Raw genomic sequence first — 26927 nt, 5'->3', positions numbered from 1 at the left:
GGGTTAGGCCTCCACCGCTTCTTCGCCTAAATAGACTTCAATGACATCTTTATTATTCTGAATCTGATCCATGGAGCCTTCCGCTAACACGGAACCTTGATGCAATACCGTCACAGTGCGAGCAATGCTGCGCACAAATTCCATATCATGCTCCACCACAATAACAGTGCGCTCTCCGGCTAAGGACGTCAGCAACTCGGCGGTACGCTCAGTTTCCTGTGCCGTCATGCCAGCAACAGGCTCATCAATCAGCAAAAGTCTTGGATCGGATACAAGAAGCATGCCTACTTCCAGCCATTGTTTCTGACCGTGGGACAAAGCACCGGCTTGCATAAAACGCTGATCGCTCAAACCAATGATTTTTAACACCTCATCAATTCGATCTATTTCGCTTGGCGACAATCGAGAAAACAGGGTTTGCAGTACTCGTTTATCGGTTTTCAATGACAACTCCAAGTTGTCGAACACACTTTGCTCTTCAAATACAGTGGGCTTCTGGAACTTACGGCCAATTCCCAACTGAGCTATGTCCGCTTCGTCTTTACTGAGCAAATTATGAGTTTGACCAAAAAACACTGAGCCAGAGTCCGGTTTGGATTTGCCGGTAATCACATCCATCAAGGTGGTTTTACCCGCGCCATTGGCACCGATGAGGCAACGCAATTCACCGTCTTTGACATACAAATTCAGGTCGTTTAGCGCTTTGAAACCATCAAAACTTAGGTTCAGACCTTCTACATAAAGAATCATTTGATTGGAGACATCCACCTTAGTCGCATGTTCTGGTGCTAAAAATGGCCATACCTGATCGCGGCGAAAGGTGTCTCTTAAACCTTGCAAAGATTGATCGATGGCATTCATGATGACGCCTCCTGTGTCGATAGGCTTTGGCGCTTAGATTTAAGTTGTCCGTATAAACCGATTAAGCCTTTTGGTAAGAACAGAGTCACCAAGACAAACAAGGCACCCAAGGCAAATAACCAACCATCCGGCATGATGGCGGTAAAACGAGTCTTAGCGTAATTCACTAATAAAGCACCGATAATGGCGCCAATTAAGGTGCCGCGACCGCCAACAGCAACCCAAATAACGATTTCAATGGAATTAATCGGAGAAAATTCCCCAGGATTAATGATGCCCACTTGAGGGACATACAAGGCGCCCGCCACCCCAGCGATTACCGCAGAGTAGACAAACAACCACACCTTATAGCGTTCCGTGCGATAACCAATAAAACGGGTGCGGGCTTCCGCATCTCGAACAGCCAAAGTCACCTTGCCCAAACGCGAAGACAGAATGCGCTGACTGACTAACAAGACTAAGGCCAGTAACAGCGCCGTTATAATAAACAGCGACACTCTTGTGGCATCAGACTGCAAATCAAAGCCTAGAATTTCCTTAAAATCGGTGAGACCGTTATTGCCACCAAACCCCATTTCATTACGGAAGAAAGCCAACAACAAAGCGTAGGTTAAAGCTTGTGTCATGATGGACAGATACACACCGGTCACACGGGAACGAAAAGCTAGCCAACCAAACACAAAAGCCAATAACCCCGGAACCAATACCGCCATCATCATGGCGAACCAAAACTGATCCATCCCCAACCAAAACCAAGGTAACTCTTGCCAATCAAGGAACACCATAAAGTCCGGTAAAATGGGGTGACCATAAACACCACGGTCACCTATTTGGCGCATGAGATACATGCCCATGGCATAACCGCCCAAAGCAAAAAACGCCCCATGCCCTAAGCTTAAAATACCGCAATATCCCCAAATGATGTCCACCGCCAAAGCCAACATGGCGTAACATAAATACTTACCCAACAAGGTAATACTGTAGGTACTCACATGTAGGGCCGAGCTTTCTGGTAAAAGTAAATTGGCAGCCGATGCCAACAAGGTGACCCCTAACAACAAAATCACAAAGGGCAAGGTGTATTTGCCAGACGTGCGCCCTGCGCTAAACCAATGCAATAACTTACTCATTCTGCAGCCCTGCCTTTTTGTGGGAAAAGTCCTTTAGGACGTTTTTGAATAAAGAGAATGATGAATACCAACACAAAAATGGCGGCCAACACGGCACCTGTGGTTGGCTCTAAGAACTTATTGGCAATGCCCAAGGTGAAGGCGGCCACTAAGGTACCCAATAAATTCCCCACACCGCCAAACACCACCACCATAAAGGAATCAATGATGTAAGCTTGGCCCAAGTTTGGCCCTACATTGGTAAGCTGAGATAACGCCACGCCGGCGATGCCAGCAATCCCTGACCCTAAACCAAAGGTCATGGCATCCACCCACTCGGTTTTCACGCCCATGGCTTTGGCCATGTTGCGATTTTGCGATACCGCTCGAACGTTCAAGCCCAGTGAGCTTTTCTTTAAAATCAGCACCAAAGCAATAAACACTAATAAGGCAAAGGCCAAGATATACAAACGATTTAACGTCAAAGATAAGACGGGGTTGATTTCCCATGAACCACTCATCCAACTTGGGGTGGACACTTGACGATTCAAAGGAGAGAAAATGGTACGTACCAACTGTTGTAAAATCAGACTGATACCAAAGGTGGCCAACAAGGTTTCTAATGGTCGGCCATGCAAACGACAAATCACCAAGCGTTCAATCAATACGCCCATTAAACCCGACACTAAGAAGGCCGCTGGAATCGCCACCCAAATGGAATAATCTATGTAGTTGGGCATGATCAATTGCACCACATAGGTGGTATAGGCACCCAACATAATCATTTCACCATGCGCCATATTGATGACTCCCATCACCCCAAAGGTGATGGCCAACCCAATTGACGCCAATAACAAGACTGAACCTAAACTCAAGCCAAAAAACAGCTGATCAACAAAGGCATAACGCTGTACACTTTGATTGATCTTTTCAAGTGCCTGAGTCGCTGCCGACGCAATCACATCATTCGCCTCTTGACTTAACGTCACTAAGCCATTGCGCACATCGTTTTCTAAGCTGCCAGATAAGTAATCAATGGCCGCCAAACGAACACTTTGACTTTGCTCAACATCTTTTGCCGTGTACAAAGACAGGGCGGTTTGCATCATCTCCTGTACGTTAGAATAGGTTTCTTGAGGATAAAGTTCTTCTAAGGTAGTAAAGGTGTCGTGATCCAAATCGGCTAACAATTCACGCACCGCACTTTCACGTAATTCGGGGTCTTTTGAGGTTAATTGCAAGCCGGCAATGGTACTTCTTAACATGCCACGTAACTTATTATTGACTTTGATTTTGCGCACTTTTTTACTGGTGAGTTCAGTTTGAGGCGCAAGACTAAACACATCCACATAGGCCGTTTTGCCATCCAGCTTGGTTTTCACCACCAGCTGACGCCCTTCTCGAGTGTAATATAAATCGCCATCCAACCAAGCTCTAAACACAGGCAATAAGGACTCATCGCCCTGGGCTTCCAGTTGCTCCAACATAGCGGGCATTTTAGACAACTTGGTTTGGGTAAGCTCAGACAGCAAGTCTTTGGTTTCCACTGCCATCAGCCAAGTGGGTGAAACCATAAAAATCCCTATCAGGCAGAGACGCAAAATACGTTTCACGAAATATCTCCAGAATCAGTCGAACAAAAGTAACAAAAAAGGCTTCCAACATTTGCTGGAAGCCAAGTTTCAACCCTGGGGGGTAGTCAAATTAGTAATTTTGCCCAGAACACATTTTGGTCTCAGTATTGTAGTTACCGCATTTCAGTGGGTCAGTCCAATCGGCAATCAGGTCTTTCGAACCTGGCAAGAAGTCAGACCAAGCATCACCTGGAACCACACCATCGGTTTCCCAAACGGTTTCAAACTGGCCATCGTCTTGGATCTCGCCAATCAATACAGGCTTACTCAAGTGGTGGTTCTTGTTCATTACTGCGATTCCGCCCGTTAGGTTAGGTGTTTCTTGACCTATCATGGCTTGTTCAACCGCGTCTACGTCGGTTGTACCGGCTTCGGTTACGGCATTGGCCCACATATTGAAACCGATATAAGTTGCTTCCATTGGATCATTGGTGACACGATCAGGATTACCTGTGTAAGCTTTCCACTGGGTAATAAACTCTTCGTTCTCATCGCTTTCAACACTCTGGAAGTAGTTCCACGCGGCAAGGTGACCAACAAGTGGTGCCGTATCTAGGCCAGAAAGTTCTTCTTCACCCACAGAGAAGGCCACCACAGGAATGTCTTCAGATGAGATGCCTTGGTTACCCAATTCTTTGTAGAAAGGTACGTTAGCATCACCATTGATGGTCGATACCACCGCGGTTTTCTTGCCTGCACTACCAAATTTTTTGATGTCTGAAACGATAGACTGCCAATCAGAATGACCAAATGGCGTGTAATTAATCATGATGTCTTCTTCCGCGACACCCATGTCTTTCAGATAAGCTTCTAGGATCTTATTGGTAGTACGCGGATAAACATAGTCTGTACCAGCCAATACCCAACGTTCTACACCCAACTCGTCTTTTAAGTAGTTAACCGCAGGGATGGCTTGTTGGTTTGGCGCAGCACCTGTGTAGAAAACATTTTTAGAGGATTCTTCACCTTCGTATTGCACTGGGTAGAACATTAAACCGTTGAGTTCTTCAATAACTGGCAATACCGATTTACGAGATACGGACGTCCAACAACCAAAAATGACATCCACTTCATCTTCCGTTAACAACTCACGGGCTTTTTCCGCAAACAAAGGCCAGTTTGAAGCAGGGTCAACCACCACAGCTTCGAGCTTTTTACCAAGCAAACCGCCTTTTTTATTTTGTTCTTCAACCATCATCAGAACCGTGTCTTTCAAAGTGGTTTCTGAGATTGCCATAGTGCCTGAAAGAGAATGCAACACACCGACTTTAATGGTGTCGGCCGCCAAAGAAGGGAAAGCAATAAGCGTCGCACTGGTCAGCGCAATCGCAGAAGCAAGCGTCTTAATTTTCATGATTGAGTCGTCCTATTGTGATTTTTTGATGCGTTCAAACTGATCACTTAGGCGCTTTATCGTATGGTTATGACCTAGTGAGCAGCCCGTTCAGTATTCAAAAAAACCACCGCACAGGGTATGCGCTAATTACCCTATGGACCTACGTTAAATGACGTAGAGCAATGAAAAAACAATGATGTCAAAAGTATACTCGCAGTATAGAACTAATCTCACATCATCACTTAATGTTCGCGGTAAGATAAGACCGGGTAGAAAATTCCGGGAACACCGCCCCCCATGTTTTTAAGCCCGATGTCTCGTCGTATTTGCAATATTCAAGTTCTCAATCAACATTAGTTTTTAATGTATTTATATCATTAAGACAGTTGATAAGCGGGATAATATTGCGCTTTTTCAATCTTACTTTCACTCGGTAAAATTCCGGTGGTAAAGAAACCAAGAAATTCATAATGCGTCGGATGGTCAGGATGACCACCAACGTATTGAATAAGTTCGTAATCATGCTTGTCTTTATTAAAATGGAACTGGCAAGCTTGAATGGTATCCGTCACGGCATCGATACTTTGTCCATCACCGTTGATCTGGGTGACTACGTAGAAATGCAGGTTGCCTTTGTTTTCAGGATGAGGAACTCGACCAACACCGATCAGCACTTTTTTAGACACTTCTAACGTATATTTGCTAGGAATATTCGGACTACTTCCATACACCACCCATTTTCTTTTACAACATTTACCTATGCATTCATGCACTTTTGTTAATATAGTGAAAAAATCGGTTTCACCATTAATGCCAACGTCATCGGAGACACAAGCAGCATGAAAAATGGCCGATGAATTTCGTATTCTGGGCTTTAAATTAACGCAATAGCTTAAGCAATTTGAGTACTCTCCATAATTACGAAATCTGTCTTTCACTATGAATTCGTCTTTTTTTGCCACCCTATCCCTCCTTTCGTCCTTTGATAGACACGATTAACTGCGTGTAAACTCAACTATTTTATACAGTGAGGATAGGACATAATCGGCAAAATGCAGGGAAAAATAGGTTAAAAGTGGCTAATTAGTGGCGATCTTCTGTATAAGATCTAAATTCCCACTTCCTTAAAGCCCTATTTAAGAAAGTCATGGTAAAAGTGGCGGTTAAAATGACAATATTGAAGGAGAAAAACAATGGATAATGAAAAGTTGGAAAATTTAAAAAAGCAACAAAAGCTCTTATATTTTATTGTTCCTCTAACGGCAATCATGGCAATCATGGCAATCATGGCAATCATGAAGTATACTGGACTGTTTGCCGTTAGTACTCTGCCTATTTTTGTTGAAGCAGGCGTATCCTTCATGACGTTAATCCTACTTATCTACAATGCCAAACAAATTAAAAAACTAGAGGGCCAAACAAATTAAAAAACTAGAGGCAGAGGACACTCAATAAAGTAGCAAAAACTAATGATGTTGAAGTCAAGCTTACCAATCAAAAGGAAAGACGATGAGAATACTGACGAATATATGTTCTGATGATCTGCCCAAAAGCAAAGACTTTTACGTATCTCTACTTGGCCTTAGGGTAAAGTACGAAAGCAGCTGGTATATCCAGCTGTGTTCACCAACGAACTCCGACTTGGAATACGGTATTATTCAACGGGATCATGCATTGGTTCCCAAAGAATACCAAGTCATACCCACAGGCATGTATGTCACTTTTGTGGTTGAAGACATAGAAGCGATTTATGACAAGGCTTTAACCATGAAAGTGTCCATTCTCCAAACGCCACGTAACGAATTCTATGGGCAAAGACGATTTCTTGTTAAAGATCCAAATGGATGTTTAATCGACATTAGTTCCCCATTGGCAAACTGAATGATCTCCCTATACCGCGCAGAGGCTCACTCTTGCCTTACTCCATTTCATTTATGGCATCTAAGCTTTCTGGCAGTATTTGACCACCATCCACAACAATTTGCTGACCCGTAATGTAGCTGGCTTCGTCAGTCGCAAAGAACAATGCGGCGTTACCAATGTCCTCCACCGACCCTAGTCGTTTCAGTGGGATAGATGCCGCCATAGACTTCAAATACTCTTCCCCCAGATCCGCCAATCCTTCGGTCATGATATTACCTGGCATCACCGCATTAATCGTAGTGTTAAAAGGGGCCAATTCCATTGCGGCCGTCTTAATAAAGCCCAACTGACCGGATTTGGATGCACCATAGTGAGACCAACCCGGATAGCCAGTTACCGGGCCAGTAATGGATGAAGTAACGATGACACGGCCCTGCCCAGCTTTGGCAAAATAAGGTAAGCAGGCTTTTACCGTCAAAAAAGTACTTTTCAAATTTGTCGACATAACCTTGTCCCAATCATCAGCAGACATATCGATCATTTTTTGCTGCGGAAAAATCCCTGCATTGGCACACAGAATGTCAATTTTTCCATAGCTATCAACTGTTTTTGATAATAAAGCTTGCACATCCTGCCAATTCGAAACATCACATAAACAATAATCCGCTTGCCCACCTTCGGCGATGATGTCACCCACTGCCTCCTTTGCCTCTTGCTCACCACGTGCCGCAATCATGATTTTCACTCCTTGCCTAGCAAACACCTTGGCAATGCCTTTGCCTATGCCTTTTGATCCGCCTGTTACTATCGCCACTTTTCCCGAAAGAGATGCAAACATAGAGAAACAACCTCACTTATCTGATGAATATTTATCTTGAATTCATATATTGGAATTAACTTTGCAAGAAACGATCCAAGCGAGTTATGTCATAAAATTCATCAGCAAAAGCGCTTTTATTGATAAATAAATCTGTTGATACGGAGAACTTAGAGTGTATAACGAAGGCTTCATTGAACGTATTAAGCTCGGTCTACAAGGGTTACTTCCTTCCTGGGGAATCAGCGACAAAGCTGAGATTAAGCTACTGACCTTATCGGAAAACGCCACCTTTCTGGTACAGGATTCTCATCAATCTGCACCAATTATTCTTCGTGTACACAGACCGGATTACCACAGATTTGAGGAAATTTGCTCCGAGCTCGACTGGCTGCAAGCCTTAACTCAAAGTGACACAGTAAAAGCGCCAGCACCAATAAAACGCATCGATGGCTCACTGATCAGCGCTTTTATGGACGGTGACCAACAAAGGTATGTGGTGGCCTTTGAGTTTTTAGCTGGTGATGAACCCAAGGCGGATGACGATCTGATCACAGGTTTCGAAACGCTTGGTGCCATATCAGCAAAACTGCATAATCATGCGCTACATTGGACTTTACCAGCACACTTTGTGCGCAAAAGCTGGACCTATGATACCGCTTTAGGCGACACGCCATTATGGGGAAGCTGGCGTCAAGCAATTGATTTGAGCCCAGAGCAAGAACCGCTACTGGAGCAGTTGTGTGACGTATTGAAACAAAAGCTGGCAGACTATGGTCAAGCAACAGATCGTTTTGGTCTGATTCATGCGGATTTACGTCTAGCAAATCTGTTGGTCGATGACGGTCATTTATCTGTGATTGATTTTGATGACTGTGGTTTTAGCTGGTTTATGTATGACTTTGCCGCCGCCATCTCCTTCTATGAGGAAGAGGCCTATATCCCCGATTTGCAAGCGGCTTGGTTAAAAGGCTATCGTTCGATACGAGAATTATCCGCAGAGCACGAGGCCATGATTCCCACGTTTATCCTATTTCGTCGTATGTTGTTAACCGCTTGGGTTGCCAGTCATTCCGAGACGCAAACCGCGAAAGACGTTGGACTGGGAAAATTCACTCAAGGCACCGTCAATTTGGCTAAAGCTTATCTGGATAAGCTGGCAAATGTTGAGGAAAAAAACCGGAGACGAGAAGCATGACGGAGCCTTATCCAAAGCCTGACAAGCCTGCCCAAATCTTGGATATGAATGCCTTTGATCAAGCCAAGTCTAAGGTTAGTCCTGCCGTGCAACGTAGGTTAAGTAATGTCGGTGCTTCTGCTGTGCTGTTTTATCGCCAGCCAATCGAAATGGTCTTTGCAAAAGGCGCATGGATGACAGCAGCGGATGGTAGTGAATATTTAGACTTTTACAATAATGTACCTTGTATTGGGCACTGTCACCCTGCGGTGATTGATGCGGTGGCTCAACAAATGGCCAGACTCAATACCAATACACGCTATTTGGTCAGCGTAGTTGACGAGTACATAGAAAAGCTCAAAGCCACTTTCCCAGCAACACTGTCTAATGTGGTGCTGACTTGCTCGGGCAGCGAAGCCAATGATTTGGCCATGCGGTTGGCGTGTAAATCCACCGGAGGAAGCGGCTTTATTGTCACGGAATGCGCCTATCACGGCAATACGGCCTATGCAACACAAGTCTCTCCTTCCAGCTTAAAAAACGACTCTTTACCTAACCATGTGGTGGCGATTCCCGCTCCTTCAACGCAAAACTATGGCGCGGACATAGAACAAGGCTTTGCTAATGAGGTACAAGCCGCCGTCGATGAACTTTCACAACGCGGTATCAAGGTGGCAGGGCTATTATTAGATTCTATTTTTTCTTCCGACGGTGTATTCACACACCCAAATGGTTTTTTGCAATCTGCCGTTGCCGTCATACGTCGTGCCGGTGGTGTATACATTGCTGATGAAGTACAGCCGGGGTTTGCACGTACTGGCACTCATTTCTGGGGTTTTGCCGCCCACGGTGTGATACCCGACATGGTCACGATGGGCAAACCCATGGGGAACGGTTTTCCCATGGCTGGCGTGGTCACCAAACCCCACTTATTGGAAGCCTTTTGTGAGGATGTAGGATATTTCAATACCTTTGGTGGCAACCCAGTGGCCGCAGCGGCGGGCCTTGCAGTATTAAACACTTTAGAAAGCGAAAGCCTACAAGAGAATGCCCGTGTTTTGGGAGATCAAATTAAAGCACGTCTGCTCGATATCGCTGAACACTCTTCTATGATAGGTGAAATACGTGGCTCAGGATTGTTTTTCGGCATAGATATCCAAGTACAAGGTGCACCTAATGCCGAACACACAATTCAGGTGATAGATCGCTTACGAGAGCAAAAAATATTGGCAGGTGCTGCTGGCAAACAGGGAGCAACCTTGAAATTAAGACCTCCCCTTTGCTTAACTCAATCGGAAGCCGAATTCTTCATAGACGGTTTTAAACAAGTTGTCCTAGACTAATTCAAGACAACAAAAGAGCAGGCACATGTATCAAGATGTGATCGATTTTTGGTTTTCAGAAGCGGATCCTAAGCAATGGTTTCAAAAAGACCATGCTTTTGATCTTATGATTCAACAGCGTTTTGGGAAACGACACGACCAAGCCACAGCCGGAGAACTCTTTTCATGGCGTCATACCGCCATGGGCAGTTTGGCAGAAATCCTCATTCTTGATCAATTCTCTCGCAATATTTATCGAGATGAGCCTGCTGCTTTTGCCTCTGATGTATTGGCTTTAGCTTTGGCGCAATTTTCAATTGCACAAGGCTTTGATTCCGAGTTACCCGAAAAACAACGTGCTTTCCTTTATATGCCCTTCATGCACAGTGAGTCTAAACTCATTCATATCGAAGCTTTATCCCTTTTTACATCACTGGGTAACGAAAACAATTTAGCCTTCGAGATTCAGCATAAAGCCATCATAGATAGGTTTGGTCGTTACCCTCACCGTAATGCCATTTTGGGCCGTCCATCCACTGAGGCCGAAAAAACATTTCTTAAAGAGCCCAATTCCAGTTTTTAAAAGCTTGTCTTACTAAGTATGACTATTTATAGTCACTATGCTCAAAATATTCCAAGGTCAGGAATGTAGAGCAGCGTTGGCTATTCGAAGATAGCGCAGTTTCTATGACATCGATACAGGAGGTTAGTATGAAAATAGTTATTATTTCCATTGGTACACAAGGAGATGTAAGACCTTTAGTTGCGCTCGGCAGTGGACTCAAAAAATTAGACCATCAGGTGCGTCTCGTTTGTAATATCAAATTTCAACCTCTGGTTGAATCCGCAGGATTAGAATTTTCGCCTATCCATGCTGACTTTCTCGAACTTATGGCAACCAACCCTGAACAGCTTAAAAAGGGCAAGAGTATTGTTACGGTATTTAAGGTTGCGCGCCGAGGCTTATTCAATATGGCGGATCAATGGGCCTCACAAGGTATCAATGCCGCGAAAGGTGCAGATTTACTGATAGGTAATGGCATGTCTGTTCCCATAGTTTCTTCTTTATCAGAATCACTCGGCATTCCCTTTGCCCTATCACACCTTCAACCTATGACCCCTACTCGAAAAATTCCAGCAATGGGATTACCATTACCAAAAGACAAGGTGATCGAATGGTATAACCTTGCTAGTCACCATGTCTTTCGCTTGATCGGCTGGCACATTTTACGTCCAGCGATCAACACCAAACTTCGTCAGCAATTGGGATTAAAGCCCTATCCTTGGCGCAGCCCTTATTATTTACCCGTGCTAAAACACAAACCCATCATATATGGATACAGTCAGCATCTGTTACCAAACCCAGACGATTGGCAAGCAAATATTGTCGTATCCGGATTCTGGTTTTATGACCAAGCTGCTAGCTGGCAACCGCCAAAACATTTAGAAGATTTCCTCAATAAGGGTTCTAAACCCATCTATGTAGGATTTGGTAGCATGCTTAATGGCAATGCTGCTGAATTAACGGAAAAAATCCTTGCTGCCATTCGCTTAAGTGGCCATAGGGCGATTTTCGCTGCTGGATGGGGGGGCATATCAAGCGAACAAATATCTGGCTTAGAAAAGCAAATTTGTCTCATTGACAACGCCCCACATGATTGGCTGTTTCCCCGTGTTAGTATGGCAATACATCATGGCGGAGCTGGCACGACAGCCGCAGCAGCGAGAGCAGGTATTCCTTCTATTATCGTGCCTTTTTTGGCGGACCAACCCTTTTGGGCCTGGTGCCTAAAACGACTTAACGTTTCTCCTGGCTCACTGGACCAAAAAAACTTTTCGGTAACACAATTAGTGCGTTACATTGACGATGCGAATTCAGCAGCGATCCAACAAAATGCTTTCCAATTGGGTCAGAAGATTCGCGCTGAGAATGGCGTAGAAAATGCGATACTGGCTTTAAAAGAGTTTGGCTATATTCCTTAATCAAACCATTCACCCAAGGCTGTATTCATCGTCTAATCATTTTCTAGACGATGAATACAGCTGGTAAATTATTCACATGAAAGCAGGACCGTTTTGTGTTTAAACAAACGCTTCACGGTCTCCAGCTTCATTGGCAACTGAATATACTCACCGGCTTGCCATAACTCGACTTGATCAGCAAAATTATCACTGCCAATCCAGCCATCCTGACCGCCTATCATGACAAAATAATTGCTATCTTCATCGCTCATATCACTGATATGACGAATACAAGAACCAAAACTGACTTTGTGTTTTTTACTGACTAATGGATGGCCAGTTTTATTTACCGTGTTAGCACCACCACTTGCCGGCACATCAGCGAAGCGATAACGACGACCAATAAAGGGCAGATGTGCAAACATATGGTCAAATCGTAAACGGTGAATATCTCCCCAGTTCGAATGATGAACAAGTTGTTTACGCAGCTTTTTAAGCCCTTTAATAACCGCATTGGCTAATTGCTCTGTTGCCACCTTTTGAAGATCATCCAGCAAACGAGAATAGGCCATCCAAATGGTCTGATAATGCTTCGCTGTTTTCATCAACTGCAATTGCTTAACGACTTCACAAAGCAAAAGTTCAAACGCCAGTGGTTCAACACGCTCCGCTTGATAACCACCATCCCACTCTTGCAATAAGAAAATCATACTTTGTAAGTTAGCTGGGTATCGCTTGTCATCAATACTGCGCAAAAACAACTGACATAATGGCAATGCACTGGGCATAAGCACGTCGAGCTGACTGGCGCGAAAATCGGCAAAAGTTAGCTTACTATTTTGTTGATAAAGCGCCGTTAGCCTTTGACTACGATCATAGGGCGAAAAGAAGTAACCCACTGGAAAATCACTGTTTTCTGGTCGTTGATTGGCTGACACCACAAAGCCTTGTGCAGTATCCACTCTAACAGGCATGTCTTTGGTGTTCGCCATATCTTGCCAATTTTCTGCCGCACTAATGGGTAAAATAACATCCTCTGGTGCCTGATTTGGGCGTTTCGGCAAATGTCCCGCCAAACAATGACCTGCTCGCTGACCTTCACCACCCACAGCGACCATATTCAATCCAGCAACACCAAAGGACGTCAATGCATCATGAAATGCCTCCCAACTCTTAGCAGTAGAGATAGTCAATAAAGCGCCTATTTCATTACTTGCCTGATGTCCTTGCCAGCGCATGGACACAGCTTGATCACAGCGCATCAATTTACCATCTGAGACCATTGGTCCAAGAGCGGTTCGACGCAGTTTGATTTTGCGAGGTCGGCTCCAGCGCGGTTTAATCGTTTGCCATTCTTCTTCTATCTGTTCATCGGTAAAATCGGACACATCGAACAAATCACTGCTTTGTGCATGTAGATTGGTCGCCCCCCAAGCAATATGCTGGTTTCTGCCCAATAGGAAAAATGGAATACCCGGCATCATAGCCCCAACCAAATGCATACCTGGGGCTTTGGCACCAATAAACAGGCAGGGACTGGGAGCGGCAATCGGCAAATGTGGATCGCTGACAATGGCGGCATAACCACTTTCGGTACGCTGGCCGGAAATCCCTGAGGAATTACTACCACTGCGAGTTTGTAATGCCAGTACATGTTCTGCACTAAACCGACCTTGTGCAGCATAGGCACTCGGACTGTCGGCGTTTACCAAAGTCGGCCACAAAGCTTGCCAATCCTTTGTCGACATACTTCTGCGGGCTTTCAACAGTTTTAACCAAACTAACCAACTGATATCAGCAGAATTAATGCGCGTAAAGGTCATCAAATCTTCCATCGTCCATGGCTTTGGTTGAATGCCCAACACTTTGCATTCGTGTGGTAGCTCAGGACAATGAAGAATCGCTGTGTTCAGACCCGTTAAAAAATTTTCTGTCCACTCACGCGTCTCTGAATCCATTGTCGCTATCATCTCAGGCACGGCCTTAGCAATATCCAATAAGCGTAAAGAACGGTCAATTTCAGCGCCCATTGGACCAATCAATTCAGAGATTCGCCCCATCCCCAAGTAGCGCATGATTTCAATTTGCGCCAATCTTAAATGGCCGTGAATTAAGCCTAATGTTTGCGCCAGATCGGTTTTTGACTGTGCATCCACAAAAGGAACCTGATGATGATTCCAATAGATGTCAACGGGAGCACTCAGTGTTAGCTTATCCGTTGGTAACATAGCCAGACGTTGCTGCAGTGTTTTAGGGGTGGGTTTGGTGATAAATGCTTTACCAATCACCCCTAGGCCAACCAATACTCCCCAGCATTTATCGAAAAATCCAATTTCTTTGTATTGCGTCATGCAATGTCTCCTTACAAACTAAATCCATGTTTTAAATACATTATTAATCCATTTAGGGATAATATGAATGCTACACCTAAAAAGTAAGATGAAAAGAAAAAGTTTCGCAATCTTCATCTTGTGACGCAAAAAATCTAAATGCGATGGCAAACCTCTTCTCTTCCCATCTGGCTTTTCTCTATCGTTAGCCCTCTTATACGATTACCCTACAAGCAATACTCAATCGCTCACCTTAATCACCTTCATTCACACAAACCTTAACAAAAGCCCTCAAATACCTAACTTGAAAAAAAACCTATCTCCTCTAATCTCAACATTAGGAAACCAGCTAATTCTTTATTGCCAAACGCATCTATCTCATTAGAGGAAAAATTATGTTACGTGGATTGTTTACAGGATCTTCCGACAGTACCTTACAAGTGCTAGAACAAGCGATCGATGCGGTCGTTAGTATCGATGAAAACAACAAGGTCACATTTTTCAATAAAGCGGCCGAGAATTTGTGGGGCTACACGCGATCAGAAGTGCTAGGCAATAACGTTAAGATGTTGGTACCTAAAGCCATCCAAGCCAATCATGATGATTATGTCAACGCTAACCGTACAACGGGCATTGATAAAATTGTCGGCCAATCCAGAGACATCTTGGTACCACGCAAAGACGGCACCAATATATGGTGTAATCTGGCACTTTCTCGAATCAAAATGAATGGTAAAATCACCTATACCGCCTTTATTAAAGACATTTCCTCACAAAAAGAAGCCATTGATAGAATTGACCAAACATTAGAACAATGTATTGATGGCGTAATCACTATTGATGAAAACAATAACGTGATCTTTTTTAATAAGGCGGCAGAAAAACTCTGGGGAACCACAAGAGACAAAGTATTAGGGAGCAACGTTAAAATGTTGGTACCCAAAGCCATTCAGGGCAATCATGATAATCTGGTCAATGCCAACAGAACGACTGGCGTCGATAAAATTGTTGGCACCTCTCGCGACATTCAGATCGAAACTCTCGACGACCGAAGTATTTGGGCGAACTTGTCACTGTCAAAAATTGAATCAAATGGCAAAATTCTTTACACCGCTTTTGTAAAAGACATTACGGCACAAAAATTACAGCAAGAACAATTCGCCACACTTTCATTGGTGGCCAACGAAACGGCCAATTCTGTTGTCATTACTGATGATAAAGGCTTAATCGAATACGTCAATCCAGGCTTCACCAAACTGACGCATTATGACTTAGAAGAAGTGATAGGCAAAAAACCAGGTTCGTTTCTGCAAGGAGAACACACATCCAAAGCCACAGTAGAAAGAATAGCTGATAATCTTCGCAATCGTGTTGCCTTCTACGATGAAATCCTCAATTACGATAAACATGGCGATGCTTATTGGATCAGTTTGGCCATTAATCCTGTGTTCGATAAAAATGGTGAGTTGATTAAGTTCATCTCCATCCAGGCTAACATTGACGAAACAAAACGCAAAGCCTTAGAAAATGATGTTCGCTTAGAGGCCATTAGCTTAAGTAATATCGTTATGGAGTTTAGTCCGAATGGAGAGCTGGAATTGGCTAACCCTAAAGCGATGGAAAGTTTTGCTATCACCGAGTTTGCTACCTTGCAAAGCCATACCAAAAACCTCAATACCTACATTACTTCCGAACAGTGGAACAAGGTACAAAATGGTGAATTTATCAATGCCGAATTGACCATGAATGAACTCATATTGGCCGTTGCCATGACACCAGTATTCGATGCGGAAGGTAATCTCAGTAAAATTTTGATTTATGGTTCCGACGTCACAGAACGAAATGCTGTGATCAAGAAAACGCACGGCGCTATGTCTCAGGTTTTAGAGCGTATCGGTAGTATTATTCAGACCATTAATGGCATTTCTGATCAAACCAATTTACTGGCCCTAAATGCCGCCATTGAATCCGCACGCGCAGGGGAAGCTGGACGAGGTTTTGCCGTGGTAGCAGACGAAGTACGTAATCTTGCCAAGAGCACAACGGAATCCGCCCATGAAATTTCTTCCCTTATTGATGAGACAAAAAGCCATGTAGATCAATTGTCTGCCTATATGAACAACGACGATTAATTCGCCGTTTTTCCATCATCAAGATGAGCGCATATCTTGATGATGGGAATAAGGTGATTCAGTTTGAAAACCAGAGTAAAGCGCCCCTCAATTTGCCTTGTTCCACGACAATAAAGGGTGTCGATCCAAAAGCCCATTCACGACATAAACGAATGAGGCCCCTTGAAGAAAGTAAATAATGCTTTTAAGACCTGCTCTTGTTGCGCAGACACATCATCAAATTTGAGAGAATAAATAAAATAAGCACTATGCTGCTCCGTGCGGATAATATTCGCTTTTAAAGACAAGAGTGCTTGGCTGCCATGCCTTTTAATGTCTTCTGGTAACACAATTTGCAAACTAACAAGCAACTGAGGATCCAATTGCAATTTGGAACGAAATTTAATGCCTTGCATACTGATGTCATTGGTCATTCCTTCCCCAGACATGTCGCCTTGTTCCACATACAACCGCATTTTATTTTCCGATCGAGGAGCATCACGTTTTTCATTATCCGCTTTCGCCACAAATTCATGGGTTTCGGTCATAAAGCCTTGTAGATGCGTTTCCAGCTTCTCAGAGATATGGTAAAGGTCATCCGCCACCATAGCAGTGGTATTGGCTTTACTGTTACTTTCATCTAAACCATTCACTAAGTCATCCAGCTTTCTACTCAAGACTTCGAAGTGATCCATTTGTTTTTGGTTCAATTGCGCGATCGTTTCCGTATTCTCCGAGGTAGTACTAATGCCTTCCGACATGGCAGTAAAAGAGGCCATGGTTTTCTTCGACGTTTGCTGCGCTTGATTGACCATGTCCACCACTTGGTTCATCGAGGTTACAGTGATGTCGACTTTGCCCATCAATTGAGCAAGCAACTCGGAAATATCCTTACTAGAACTTGAAGTACGAGCTGCCAAACTTCGAACTTCATCGGCCACCACCGCAAAACCACGCCCCTGCTCACCTGCTCTGGCAGCTTCTATTGCGGCATTCAAAGCCAGCAAATTGGTTTGGTCGGCAATATCATGGATGGAATCGATAATGTCATTGATTTGCACCGAGAAATCTTTGAGTGCTCCCAATTGTTGTGCCGCTTGGTTTACCGTCCTGACAGCGCTATCAAATTGTTGGATATTATTATTTACCAACTCAATACCATCAGCCGAGATAGATAAGGTGTCTTTGGAGCTGTTGGCGGCCAACGTAATATTGTCACTGACTTCATTAGACGCCTCCAATAAAGATGAAATGGCTGAATGTACCTCATTAGAGCTTTTCTGTTGTGCTTTCCCCGTTACCGAAATTTCATGAGAAATATCCGATACCTGATGCGCTGAATGAGACATTTGTCGACCGTGTTTCTGCACCAATGCGATGACTTCGTGCAAGGAAAGCCGCATTTTCTCAACATTGCGCATCAAATCGCCCATTTCATTACTCGGATACTTCACTATATCCTTATGTTGATTTTGCAAATTACCATCAGCAATTTGACGTGTCGTATCGATAACAAAGTTGATAGAACGCATAATGTTGCGCAAAATTAATCCATAAAAAATAACCACTAAAACAAACGTCAGCCCAGCTGCTATTATTTGATTTCTCACCATTTGCTTAATTTTGGCTTGCGATGCCTGACTAAACATCACCACAGCCTTGTTCATATTGGCCAATACATTGACGCTGTTTTCACTGATCATTTGCAACACATTAACGTCGTACTCCTCGGCAGCAATATGTTCAATATTTTCCTCATGCGCCTTCCATAACACGGCAACCCTTTCCAATTGAGCCTTAATGTCTTCATTAGGTGGAGGCGGAAGTTCAACCGCTTGAGTCATGCCCAAATCCGTAAAGGTTTCCCCTCCATAGGTTAAGGCGTCAAGAGATTGATCAAACAACCTTTCCGATTTATGTACCGCCTCAAGATTTGGCTTGGTCTGAGTTAACTTAGCCACTTCTAATGCTAATAAAAATTCTTTGGTGATTTTTTGCGTCAGCATACGTTGACGGCCAGCAATATTGACCACCAAAGTATCATTGGACTGTTGATTTAATGAAATGACTGTATAAAGAATGAGCGTGGTCAATGTGCCAATAAAAATAAAAACCAAGCACAACAACTTCATTTTCAAGCTTAATTGATTGAACCAATTTGACAATAAAGATATCGGCCGCATTGAGCAATTCATCCCTAAAGGTTGTTAAACATGTTAACTAAAAACCTAGTTGGCATTGCGGCTGTCAGCAAGTTGTTGATGTAATAAATTGTGAATCAGATCAGAATAGTGATTGAATAAGCCCCTCTTGAGTCAGTAAAAGTCTCTTTTTAAACCTTCTCAATCACGATAGACAAATAGCCTACTTCAAAACCAAATTTGGTCATTACGGACTCGTTGATTACCACCCCGTCTTTGACCATGTACATGCGATCGTCCACTGTCACTTCAATGATGTCGCCATCGTATGGGACTTGCAGCACGTATTTCATGAATAAAGCATTGCCAGCTATTTTCACTTCGCCTGAACCGACCACATCATTGGCGGTGGCTATGTATTGGCCTTCTGCGTTTGGGGTTAGAGTCCAAGTACGATTTTGTATTTCACCATCATCAAACACAAAGACTTCCGCTAAAGTACCCACGCCATTTTCCCAACGGCCCTCCAATGTAGCATTGAAGTAACGAATGACTTCACCACTGCGATTTTTCAATATGCCATGAGCCCGCAACTCACCAGAGAAAAAGGATTGCAGATCAAATTTCGGCGTGTTGTTGGCGTAAATGGAGACCTCAGTGGTAGAGCAAGCAGATAAGAATAGGCTGGCAAATAGGATAATCAGTCCGTGTTTCAATGATATGAGTCTCATAGTTGTCCTCTGATGTTATTCATCGTATTGGTAGCGAATATCAACACTTTGATATTTGCCTTCGGCATTGCTGATATTGGCACGGCCAGTAAAACGTAACAGTTGCTGTAGCTCTTTGTCATAAGCAACAACGATGGGATCAACCGCTAATTTAACTAGCCAAGAAACCGATGACAAAGTAAAACAAACCGCATTCGCTGGCGTGTCTGCTAAACAGGACGCCTGCTGAAAACGGAAGGAAAAAGTCGTTTGCTTAGTGGGCACTAGATACTCAACATCCATGGCTTTGCCTGTCATTAGGGTTTGCCAATATTGACGCACAAAGGCATCAAAGCCCGCGTCTATGACCATGTTGGCTTTGTCACCAATGACTTCCGTCTCTTCTTTACTGTCGGCACTTTCTCGATAACGTATTAAGAAGTTGTCAGCCTGTTGAGTCACTTGAATGGCTTCGCCATTACGCTGATTCAACTGTTGAAAACTGGGACGTATCAAGGATTGAGAGAAGTCAATTTTTTTACGCGCAAAGACCTGGCCATCCGGCTCAGAATAGACCACACTATGCTGATGATCGGGTAATCGCTGATGTCGCTCTGTGTAGAGCAGTTCCCCACTTTCTAAACTGTAAACCTGACCAAAAGCAGAGCTAGGTGTTGAACTTTGTGAAGCCACAACCACACCGCTTAGTAACATACCCATTACGGCTAAACAGACAGCACCCCTTAGTGAATACAACATATTAATCCCGCTTTTCAGTAAGTTGCCATTTATGCGTCAACCAAACGCCAAGAGGCAAAATCATTGCCCATAAAACCGCCACCAGCAACAAGCTTTGCCAAACAGGTTGTGCCAAAGAAACCCCTGCCATATTGGCACCGGCAAAATAACTCATGGTTGGACCAACCAAACCAAATCCCGCCGCCAACCAATACCTTCGTTGGAGAAAAACCAAACTGTGAGCAAATAAGGTAGCCACGCTTACCCACAAACATAATAGCCACAATGGAGGAACGCCTTGTGCTGTCCAAAGCTCTGTCTCTGAGGTAAAGACAGACCAACGAAACAAACTGCCATCCACCAATAAACCGAGCCCTAGAAACAGCAGAATGAGACGCCATTCTTTGGCATTTTTGATGAAAAAAAACTGGTGCAAAACAAGGTAAACGGCGGTGGCAAGCACCGCCCAGAAAGAGCCGCTTAAAAGACAAATAAACCATACTATTTGGAATAAGATGCCATTTAAAATGGCCTTCTTTGCCATGGCGTTATTGTCCTGTCGAAAGCGTTAAGCGATGACCAGGTTTGGCGAAAATAAATTGCCCTGTGCTGATGGCTCGCTCTTTAAAGCCCCCTTCACAGTAGGCGAGATAAAAATCCCACATACGACAAAACACATCATCGAAGCCCATAGCAGAAATTTCCTGACGGGCCCCATGAAAACGTGTTCGCCAGTCTGCTAAGGTTTTCGCATAGTGTTCTGTAATGTCCTCTAAGCCAACGATTTGCATATCAGTTTTCTTGGCAATTTTATCAGCAATAACCTGATTCGAAGGCAGACAACCACCAGGAAAAATATAGCGCTGAATAAAATCAACTGAACGACGTGCATAATCATAACGCTGATCGGCAATGGTAATGGCTTGAATTACCATCAAACCTTCTGGCTTCAACAGCTCACTGCATTTACTGAAGTAGCTATCGTAATATTCATGGCCGACAGCTTCGATCATTTCGATTGAAACCAGTTTGTCGTACTGACCTTGCAAGTCCCGATAATCGTCAAGCAGAAGTGTGACCTGGTCTTGTAAGCCTTCCGCGTGTACACGCGCCTTGGCAAAGTCATATTGCTCTTGAGAAATGGTCGTTGTAGTGACTTTACAGCCATAATGCTTAGCGGCATGAATCGCCATGCCTCCCCAACCCGTACCTATTTCAAGTAAGTGATCGCTTTCTTTCAATTGCAGTTTTTGGCAAACGCGATCCAACTTAAATACCGCAGCTTCCTCCAAAGAGGCTTTCTGTTCAGGATAGAAGGCAGAGGAATACATCATGGTAGGATCAAGAAATAACGAGAAAAAATCATTACCTAAATCGTAGTGGGCAGAGATATTATCACGAGAACCTTTTTTGGTATTGGCATTCATCTTGTGCAGAATTTTAGTGCCGATTCGTGACCAAATGGGTCGCTTCTGATCCATCTTATTGATCAGATTTAAGTTCGCCACCATCAAGCGGATAACCCCCACTAAATCGGGGGATGACCAATAACCTTTCATAAAAGCTTCGCCAGAACCTATGCTGCTGTTGAAAAAAACATCCCGATAAGCCGTTTTATCTTCAACACGAATGTGCGCTATGTATTGAGCCTTGGTAAGGGGTTCTCCAAAGGAATAAACCATACCCTCTTCCTCAAGAGTAAGGTGGCCTATGGAAAGGCGATTTAACATGGCAAACACCATTTTACGTGCCATGCCATCAATTCGGGAGGAAGAGGATTTCTTAGCTTGCTTATGATTTTCTACACTGGCCAAACTCATACTAGTGGAACCTCTTATATTGCTACTCGACTTAAGTTAATGTTTTAGGATGGCTATAAAAAGGCACTCTTTTCAGCCACAATTTCATTGCTTGCCAATAAATTCCGAACGCCACTTTTGCTGTCATAAAAGGATAATAAAGCAAGATGTTACGCAGGTTCTTACTGTTCATCGGCAACTTAGACAAAGCCAAAGTGGCATCAAAAACACATTCGTTGGACCCTAAGACTTTGTTTTGCATATGCACGGTCAATTTGTTCTCTGGCTGATTACTCCGCCAATCATAATAATGATTCATCGGATGGAATGGGGACACGTGCATTTCTTTACCAAACTGCATACGCTGACGACCTTGTTGTGGATCACATCTCAGTACGTAAGCCACCTTTTCTCCCCACGGAGTATTCGTTACCTCCAACAACATTGCTTGCAGTTGCTTATCCTGATCAAAGCAGTAATAAATAGTGATAGGGTTAATAATAAAACCAAAGTAACGACAGTTAGTGAGCATACACACAGGCCCATTCAAAACGATACCAAGCTGACGAAAGACTTCTCCCTGTACTGCTTGCTTAATAGGAAGACAGTTATCACCAAAATAATCTTTGCGAGCAAAGCGCGCCAATGACCAAAATTGGGTTGACCACCAAGGGCTCATCGCCAAAATGTCATCCAATTCATCCAAATCGAAATACATCATAAAGACCTTATATTGAAAGGCATGATGACGAGGTTCAAAACGACGATGGCGCACAGTGCCATAATAAATGGCACTGTGCGTCTCTGTAGGCTGTGACCTAGAAGCCGACATTACCAATTTACTCCCAATCCCTCTGCGACACGAACGCCACTCCAACATCCATCTTCATGGAAACCATTGCGCCAATAGGCACCACAGAACCAAGTATGATTAACACCATTGATTTCTGACCAGCGCCCCTGAGCATCAATACCTTCAATGGTAAAAGTTGGATGAGCGTAATTAAAACGACCTAAAATCTTATTTTGATCAATCATTTGCGTTTGATTCAAGGTCACCACATAAGTAGTATCGCTGTCCAAGTGCTGAAGTATGTTCATGTTGTAACTTAAGGTTGCAGGCTTATTTTGCTCTTCATCCAAATGATAATTCCAACTTGACCACGCCAATTTGGCCCTTGGTAATAAACGCGTATCCGTATGCAATACCACTTCATTATTACGATACGGAATGGCTGATAAGATTTCCTGCTCTTGTTGACTAGGATCCGCTAACAAAGCCAAGGCTTGGTCGCTGTGACAGGCAAACACCACTTCATCAAACATCTCTGTCTTACCGTCAGCAAATTCCAACACCGCACTATTGTCTAAACGTTGCACCTGTTTAATGTCAGCACTTAACACAATCTTATCTTTGAAGCGCTCCACCAAGGGCTGCAAATACGCAGAAGAACCACCTTCAATGACACGCCATTGAGGTCGATCATTGACACTAAGCAAACCGTGATTTTTAAAAAAGCGGACAAAAAAGATGAGCGGGAAATCCATCATTTCTTCCAAAGTAGACGACCAAATGGCACTGCCCATAGGAATCAAATAATGTTCAGCAAAACGCTTACCGTAACGTCGTTCCGCCAAATATTCACCAAGTTTGATGCCATCTTTTAATTGCCCCCTTTCCAAATCTTGTATGGCTTCTTTGTTAAAACGTAAAATGTCTTTCAACATACCAAGATAGGGCAAATTAAGCAGGTTACGACGCTGTGCAAACAGGGTATTAAGATTGTTTCCGCCATACTCTAGACCAGTACGCTGACAACTCACACTGAAACTCATTTCCGTTGGACGAGAAGACACTCCAATCTCATCCATCAAACGAATGAAGTTTGGATAAGTCCAATCATTAAATACAATAAAACCCGTATCTATGGCTCTGATACGTCCCGCTTCTTGAACTTCCACTGTCGCCGTATGACCACCAATGCGTTCCGCTGATTCATATAGCGTCACATCATGTTTTTGCTGCAATAAATAAGCACTGGTTAATCCTGAAATCCCTGAACCAATAATGGCGATTTTCACTCACTTTCTCCTCATAACAGGATGGTCTCTTCTCTTAATATGAGTTCCTGTCGTTATTATTTTCGTTACAAATGGTTTGTTTTCTTCGGTGCTAACTTTTTTAACCACCATGCTGGGAAATGACGTCCCAACCAAAGCAAAGCAGATAAAGCTCTAGGGAAAGCATACTCATAAGGACGTTTTTGTATGGCTCGATAGATACCTTGAGCCGCGTCGTCAGCGGACATTAAAAAAGGCATATCAAAAGTATTTTTTCGTGTTAACGGAGTGTCCACAAAACCGGGTAAAACACAGGTCACATCAATACCTAAGGGGTTTAGATCCATACGTAATGATGACAGAAAGTAGCGAATTGCCGCTTTGCTGGCACCATAAGCTTCGGCTCTTGGAAAGGCGGCTTGTACCGCCTGAGAACTGATACCTACTAGATGTGGCTGGGAAGATTTTTGTAGCAAGGGCAAACACATTTCTACACTGTTAACCATGCCAAAGAAATTGACTGACATAATTCGTTCCATCATAGGCCAATCCGTTTCTTCGCCTTCTATGTCTAAATATTCACAGGTACCAGCATTAAGAATAGCACAATCAATACAATCCACCTGTTTGGCAATCTCGTCACGCACCCTGTCAATTTTTGTTTTATCTACTATATCGAATGGCACAAAAGTTAGACGGCTGTCCTTTGCTGTTAACTCACTTAAATCCCCTGCTGATCGCGCACTGGCAATGACTCGCCAATCTGCTTGCAAGTAGCGCTTTACCAAAGCGAAACCGATGCCTGAACTGGCACCGGTAATCCACACCGTATTGTGTTGGCTCATAATGGCAAACTCCCTCAAACTATACAGCTAAACGCCTTTTAAGACCTTTAACCACACTTCCCAACAAGGGCACATTTTCATAGAGAAGCTGCCCCAGGTCGTATACGTCTTCATGAAAATAAATGCATTCATGGAACTGGACTTGACTCATACCACGTACCGATATGGTGTCCTTACCAAGTTTTGGGTGTTTAAAATGCATGTTCCACTTAATGTAGGCCATGTTGTCGGACACTATCTGATCAAGGTATTCGAAATGGCCGCTTTGAACATTCACGCTCATCTCAGACAAATAGGCGTGTAACGCTTCTGCCCCTCGCAACTCATGGATGGGATCTTTAAAGATGATGTTGTCCGCATAAACTTGATCAATTTTACCAAGCTTGGGATGTTTAACATCGCGATAGAAATCTTTAAAACTTTCTATCAGTTGTAAATTGGGAGCGAGTTGAGAGTCCATAATACACGTCACTTCTGGTTCAGTAGTTGCATTTGAGTTAAAAAAATCAACGTTTCATTAAACGCACAAGGTGACAAAATGGATCAATTTATTATTTTTCTATTTGTAAAGCAGCGCACTGTGATCCAAAATTCGAGCGGCTGCGTAACAAATATATTGAAAAAAACGCAGTCAGAAAGTTTGACGATACTCCATCACTCGGAGCCCTAAATGGAAAGCGCAAACAAAATAGAACCAGACAAAAAGAGAGTGCAAGACATGATTGCTATCGCAGAGCAACGTGATCAAGTAGCTTTGTCTCGCTTGTTTGACCATTATGTGCCTAAAATTCGCAGCTTTTGCCTTGCCGCTCAGCCAGGTGCGAACCTAATGGCAGACGACATTGCTCAAGAAGTAATGATTCGTATATGGAATAAAGCACACACTTACAAACCGGAAGCTGCGTCACTCAATACATGGGTTTTTACCTTGGCAAGAAACGCTCGGATAGACTATTTACGTAAAAACAGTCGCTATCAGTCAGATATTGACCCCGAGTATCTTTGGCAAAATGTTGTTGATGAAAGCGCCGATCCTTTTAAAGATGCTCAACTAAAGCGCGATCAACAAAGCATTCAACAAAGTCTTGATAAATTGCCAATTGATCAGAAACAGGTACTTTCAAAAGTTTATCTGGAAGGCAAAACTCACAAAGAAGCCGCAGAAGAATTATCTCTGCCCCTTGGAACCATTAAATCTCGGGTGCGTTTGGCGCTCCAGAAATTGACCATATACGTTAAGAGGTAGTATGTGATGACTCACTACCATCCATCAATCGAAACATTAACTGACTATGCTGCCGGTGCCTTGCCGCTTGCACATTCTCTGTGTGTGTCGACCCATTTAGAACAATGTCCTGAGTGTCAAAAGCAACTAATGAGGCTTGAAGCACTTGGCGCTGAACTGTTTGAGCAAAATACCATGCCGACTCAATCAGTCAGACATTTAAAAGACCAGTTCTTTGCAAAACTATCAAAGCAAGAAGCGATACCCAGCGACACGACGGTTAAAAAACCCTTACCACAAAGGGACAACAGCAAGGGTTACTTGATTCCACAGAGTTTGCGACAGTTCATTCATCATGACTATAACGAACTTCAATGGATGCATTTATCGCCTTCTTTTAAGATCGCCACTTTGCACAATGAAGAAGGTGGTGCGCAAATTGCCTTAACACGGGTGAAACCAGGCGCGCACATGCCCACGCACACGCACACAGGTGATGAAATTACGCTGGTATTGGAAGGGGCATTTTCTGATGAAAGCGGAATATACCGCAAAGGTGACTTTATAAGCCGTGATGCACGCCACAAACACAAACCCATTGTCACCAAAGATGCTGAATGCATTTGTTTGACTGTATTGGATGCACCGATCGAATTCACTGGATGGTTCACACGTTTACTTAACCCTATCTTGCGTCGTTACCACCCGCACACCAACCTTTAGAACAGAGTGATAAGAGACAATTAAGATCTCTTATCACTTTCTCTTCTTGCAGGTTTAGCTTTTATTCACCGTTAATTTCTCTCTTGCTGCCGTTCGCTAAGTGAATGTTTTTTAACCTAAACAAGAAAAAAATGTGAAAGTCTGATATAGTCATTGTTCAAAT

The 26927-nt window shown here is 43.5% G+C and carries 25 protein-coding genes; 9 read left to right on the top strand and 16 right to left on the bottom strand.

Translation table 11 applies throughout. The features are described 5' to 3' along the window. Positions 1–3: 3 nt before the first annotated feature. From urtD to ACXAH2_RS00490, 5 genes are all read right to left on the bottom strand, one after another. Positions 4–861: an urea ABC transporter ATP-binding protein UrtD gene (gene urtD, locus ACXAH2_RS00510; protein ID WP_475075785.1), complete on the bottom strand. Its 858-nt coding sequence runs from the start codon at positions 859–861 to the stop codon at positions 4–6. Further along, positions 858–1991: an urea ABC transporter permease subunit UrtC gene (gene urtC, locus ACXAH2_RS00505; protein ID WP_475075784.1), complete on the bottom strand. Its 1134-nt coding sequence runs from the start codon at positions 1989–1991 to the stop codon at positions 858–860. The genes urtD and urtC overlap by 4 nt, the downstream gene beginning before the upstream one ends. Next, on the bottom strand, positions 1988–3544 hold the full coding sequence (gene urtB / locus ACXAH2_RS00500) for an urea ABC transporter permease subunit UrtB (protein WP_475076371.1): 1557 nt from the start codon (positions 3542–3544) through the stop codon (positions 1988–1990). Before urtB ends, urtC begins: the two co-directional genes overlap by 4 nt. A gap of 130 nt (positions 3545–3674) precedes the next feature. Next, positions 3675–4958, bottom strand: a complete 1284-nt coding sequence (gene urtA / locus ACXAH2_RS00495) for an urea ABC transporter substrate-binding protein (RefSeq protein WP_475075782.1) — start codon at positions 4956–4958, stop codon at positions 3675–3677. A 359-nt stretch (positions 4959–5317) separates the two neighbouring features. Beyond that, positions 5318–5902 (bottom strand): hypothetical protein, encoded by a 585-nt coding sequence (locus ACXAH2_RS00490; RefSeq protein ID WP_475075780.1) that lies wholly within the window; start codon positions 5900–5902, stop codon positions 5318–5320. Positions 5903–6133: 231 nt separating this feature from the next. Here ACXAH2_RS00490 and ACXAH2_RS00485 point away from each other — a divergent pair, with 231 nt between their 5' ends. Both ACXAH2_RS00485 and ACXAH2_RS00480 read left to right on the top strand, forming a co-directional pair. Further along, entirely contained in the window at positions 6134–6367 is a 234-nt protein-coding gene (locus ACXAH2_RS00485) for a hypothetical protein (RefSeq protein ID WP_475075778.1), read from the top strand. Positions 6368–6449: 82 nt separating this feature from the next. Further along, the gene (locus ACXAH2_RS00480; RefSeq protein ID WP_475075776.1) at positions 6450–6821 is read left to right on the top strand and encodes a VOC family protein; all 372 of its coding nucleotides are present in this window, start codon (positions 6450–6452) and stop codon (positions 6819–6821) included. A gap of 37 nt (positions 6822–6858) precedes the next feature. Here the strand turns inward: ACXAH2_RS00480 and fabG are convergent, their stop codons facing one another. After that, the gene (gene fabG / locus ACXAH2_RS00475; protein WP_475075774.1) at positions 6859–7641 is read right to left on the bottom strand and encodes a 3-oxoacyl-ACP reductase FabG; all 783 of its coding nucleotides are present in this window, start codon (positions 7639–7641) and stop codon (positions 6859–6861) included. A 154-nt stretch (positions 7642–7795) separates the two neighbouring features. Here fabG and ACXAH2_RS00470 point away from each other — a divergent pair, with 154 nt between their 5' ends. From ACXAH2_RS00470 to ACXAH2_RS00455, 4 genes are all read left to right on the top strand, one after another. Next, positions 7796–8818 (top strand): phosphotransferase enzyme family protein, encoded by a 1023-nt coding sequence (locus tag ACXAH2_RS00470; protein WP_475075772.1) that lies wholly within the window; start codon positions 7796–7798, stop codon positions 8816–8818. After that, positions 8815–10140, top strand: coding sequence for an aspartate aminotransferase family protein (locus tag ACXAH2_RS00465; protein WP_475075770.1), 1326 nt, complete (start codon positions 8815–8817; stop codon positions 10138–10140). The genes ACXAH2_RS00470 and ACXAH2_RS00465 overlap by 4 nt, the downstream gene beginning before the upstream one ends. Positions 10141–10165: 25 nt before the next feature. Beyond that, complete coding sequence (locus ACXAH2_RS00460) at positions 10166–10702, top strand: DUF924 family protein (RefSeq protein ID WP_475075768.1); 537 nt, start codon at positions 10166–10168, stop codon at positions 10700–10702. A 128-nt stretch (positions 10703–10830) separates the two neighbouring features. After that, positions 10831–12102, top strand: coding sequence for a glycosyltransferase (locus ACXAH2_RS00455; RefSeq protein WP_475075767.1), 1272 nt, complete (start codon positions 10831–10833; stop codon positions 12100–12102). 68 nt (positions 12103–12170) lie between these two features. On the opposite strand, the gene ACXAH2_RS00450 is transcribed toward ACXAH2_RS00455, so the two are convergent. Next, positions 12171–14432, bottom strand: a complete 2262-nt coding sequence (locus tag ACXAH2_RS00450; protein ID WP_475075765.1) for a penicillin acylase family protein — start codon at positions 14430–14432, stop codon at positions 12171–12173. Between the two features lie 374 nt (positions 14433–14806). Between ACXAH2_RS00450 and ACXAH2_RS00445 the strand changes: the two genes are divergently transcribed. Next, entirely contained in the window at positions 14807–16543 is a 1737-nt protein-coding gene (locus tag ACXAH2_RS00445) for a methyl-accepting chemotaxis protein (protein ID WP_475075764.1), read from the top strand. Between the two features lie 137 nt (positions 16544–16680). Here the strand turns inward: ACXAH2_RS00445 and ACXAH2_RS00440 are convergent, their stop codons facing one another. The 9 genes from ACXAH2_RS00440 to ACXAH2_RS00400 all read right to left on the bottom strand — a co-directional run bounded on the left by ACXAH2_RS00440 (position 16681) and on the right by ACXAH2_RS00400 (position 25276). After that, a complete protein-coding gene (locus ACXAH2_RS00440; RefSeq protein WP_475075762.1) occupies positions 16681–18654 on the bottom strand; it encodes a methyl-accepting chemotaxis protein in 1974 nt (657 codons plus the stop codon). 200 nt (positions 18655–18854) lie between these two features. Then, a complete protein-coding gene (locus ACXAH2_RS00435; RefSeq protein WP_475075761.1) occupies positions 18855–19394 on the bottom strand; it encodes a DUF3833 domain-containing protein in 540 nt (179 codons plus the stop codon). A 15-nt stretch (positions 19395–19409) separates the two neighbouring features. Next, the gene (locus tag ACXAH2_RS00430; RefSeq protein WP_475075760.1) at positions 19410–20132 is read right to left on the bottom strand and encodes a hypothetical protein; all 723 of its coding nucleotides are present in this window, start codon (positions 20130–20132) and stop codon (positions 19410–19412) included. 1 nt (position 20133) lies between these two features. Continuing rightward, positions 20134–20655, bottom strand: coding sequence for a DUF2878 domain-containing protein (locus ACXAH2_RS00425; RefSeq protein WP_475075758.1), 522 nt, complete (start codon positions 20653–20655; stop codon positions 20134–20136). A 4-nt stretch (positions 20656–20659) separates the two neighbouring features. Beyond that, the gene (locus ACXAH2_RS00420) at positions 20660–21931 is read right to left on the bottom strand and encodes a class I SAM-dependent methyltransferase (RefSeq protein WP_475075756.1); all 1272 of its coding nucleotides are present in this window, start codon (positions 21929–21931) and stop codon (positions 20660–20662) included. A gap of 31 nt (positions 21932–21962) precedes the next feature. Next, entirely contained in the window at positions 21963–22742 is a 780-nt protein-coding gene (locus ACXAH2_RS00415) for a DUF1365 domain-containing protein (RefSeq protein WP_475075754.1), read from the bottom strand. Beyond that, a complete protein-coding gene (locus ACXAH2_RS00410; protein ID WP_475075752.1) occupies positions 22742–23992 on the bottom strand; it encodes an NAD(P)/FAD-dependent oxidoreductase in 1251 nt (416 codons plus the stop codon). Before ACXAH2_RS00410 ends, ACXAH2_RS00415 begins: the two co-directional genes overlap by 1 nt. Positions 23993–24057: 65 nt before the next feature. Further along, positions 24058–24816, bottom strand: coding sequence for an SDR family NAD(P)-dependent oxidoreductase (locus tag ACXAH2_RS00405; RefSeq protein WP_475075750.1), 759 nt, complete (start codon positions 24814–24816; stop codon positions 24058–24060). A 19-nt stretch (positions 24817–24835) separates the two neighbouring features. Then, positions 24836–25276 (bottom strand): nuclear transport factor 2 family protein, encoded by a 441-nt coding sequence (locus ACXAH2_RS00400; RefSeq protein ID WP_475075749.1) that lies wholly within the window; start codon positions 25274–25276, stop codon positions 24836–24838. 210 nt (positions 25277–25486) lie between these two features. Here ACXAH2_RS00400 and ACXAH2_RS00395 point away from each other — a divergent pair, with 210 nt between their 5' ends. Further along, entirely contained in the window at positions 25487–26062 is a 576-nt protein-coding gene (locus ACXAH2_RS00395) for a sigma-70 family RNA polymerase sigma factor (protein WP_475075747.1), read from the top strand. Positions 26063–26068: 6 nt separating this feature from the next. Beyond that, positions 26069–26764, top strand: a complete 696-nt coding sequence (locus ACXAH2_RS00390) for a ChrR family anti-sigma-E factor (RefSeq protein WP_475075745.1) — start codon at positions 26069–26071, stop codon at positions 26762–26764. Positions 26765–26927 lie beyond the last annotated feature (163 nt).

The organism is Marinomonas sp. ABL3_031 (assembly GCF_056161265.1).
The sequence above is the reverse complement of the archived record's forward strand: the minus strand, read 5'-3'. Positions and strand labels throughout refer to the sequence as shown.

What these genes read in the sequence shown, in the direction of transcription:
- ACXAH2_RS00400 (WP_475075749.1), bottom strand. Translation starts at nt 25,276, where the DNA reads ATGGACTCTCAACTCGCTCCCAATTTACAACTGATAGAAAGTTTTAAA.
- ACXAH2_RS00445 (WP_475075764.1), top strand. Translation starts at nt 14,807, where the DNA reads ATGTTACGTGGATTGTTTACAGGATCTTCCGACAGTACCTTACAAGTG.
- ACXAH2_RS00455 (WP_475075767.1), top strand. Translation starts at nt 10,831, where the DNA reads ATGAAAATAGTTATTATTTCCATTGGTACACAAGGAGATGTAAGACCT.
- ACXAH2_RS00485 (WP_475075778.1), top strand. Translation starts at nt 6,134, where the DNA reads ATGGATAATGAAAAGTTGGAAAATTTAAAAAAGCAACAAAAGCTCTTA.
- ACXAH2_RS00435 (WP_475075761.1), bottom strand. Translation starts at nt 19,394, where the DNA reads ATGAGACTCATATCATTGAAACACGGACTGATTATCCTATTTGCCAGC.
- ACXAH2_RS00460 (WP_475075768.1), top strand. Translation starts at nt 10,166, where the DNA reads ATGTATCAAGATGTGATCGATTTTTGGTTTTCAGAAGCGGATCCTAAG.
- ACXAH2_RS00480 (WP_475075776.1), top strand. Translation starts at nt 6,450, where the DNA reads ATGAGAATACTGACGAATATATGTTCTGATGATCTGCCCAAAAGCAAA.
- urtD (WP_475075785.1), bottom strand. Translation starts at nt 861, where the DNA reads ATGAATGCCATCGATCAATCTTTGCAAGGTTTAAGAGACACCTTTCGC.
- ACXAH2_RS00465 (WP_475075770.1), top strand. Translation starts at nt 8,815, where the DNA reads ATGACGGAGCCTTATCCAAAGCCTGACAAGCCTGCCCAAATCTTGGAT.
- ACXAH2_RS00440 (WP_475075762.1), bottom strand. Translation starts at nt 18,654, where the DNA reads ATGAAGTTGTTGTGCTTGGTTTTTATTTTTATTGGCACATTGACCACG.
- ACXAH2_RS00405 (WP_475075750.1), bottom strand. Translation starts at nt 24,816, where the DNA reads ATGAGCCAACACAATACGGTGTGGATTACCGGTGCCAGTTCAGGCATC.
- ACXAH2_RS00425 (WP_475075758.1), bottom strand. Translation starts at nt 20,655, where the DNA reads ATGGCAAAGAAGGCCATTTTAAATGGCATCTTATTCCAAATAGTATGG.
- ACXAH2_RS00450 (WP_475075765.1), bottom strand. Translation starts at nt 14,432, where the DNA reads ATGACGCAATACAAAGAAATTGGATTTTTCGATAAATGCTGGGGAGTA.
- ACXAH2_RS00420 (WP_475075756.1), bottom strand. Translation starts at nt 21,931, where the DNA reads ATGAGTTTGGCCAGTGTAGAAAATCATAAGCAAGCTAAGAAATCCTCT.
- urtA (WP_475075782.1), bottom strand. Translation starts at nt 4,958, where the DNA reads ATGAAAATTAAGACGCTTGCTTCTGCGATTGCGCTGACCAGTGCGACG.
- ACXAH2_RS00415 (WP_475075754.1), bottom strand. Translation starts at nt 22,742, where the DNA reads ATGTCGGCTTCTAGGTCACAGCCTACAGAGACGCACAGTGCCATTTAT.
- ACXAH2_RS00395 (WP_475075747.1), top strand. Translation starts at nt 25,487, where the DNA reads ATGGAAAGCGCAAACAAAATAGAACCAGACAAAAAGAGAGTGCAAGAC.
- ACXAH2_RS00390 (WP_475075745.1), top strand. Translation starts at nt 26,069, where the DNA reads ATGACTCACTACCATCCATCAATCGAAACATTAACTGACTATGCTGCC.
- fabG (WP_475075774.1), bottom strand. Translation starts at nt 7,641, where the DNA reads ATGTTTGCATCTCTTTCGGGAAAAGTGGCGATAGTAACAGGCGGATCA.
- urtC (WP_475075784.1), bottom strand. Translation starts at nt 1,991, where the DNA reads ATGAGTAAGTTATTGCATTGGTTTAGCGCAGGGCGCACGTCTGGCAAA.
- ACXAH2_RS00430 (WP_475075760.1), bottom strand. Translation starts at nt 20,132, where the DNA reads ATGTTGTATTCACTAAGGGGTGCTGTCTGTTTAGCCGTAATGGGTATG.
- urtB (WP_475076371.1), bottom strand. Translation starts at nt 3,544, where the DNA reads ATGGTTTCACCCACTTGGCTGATGGCAGTGGAAACCAAAGACTTGCTG.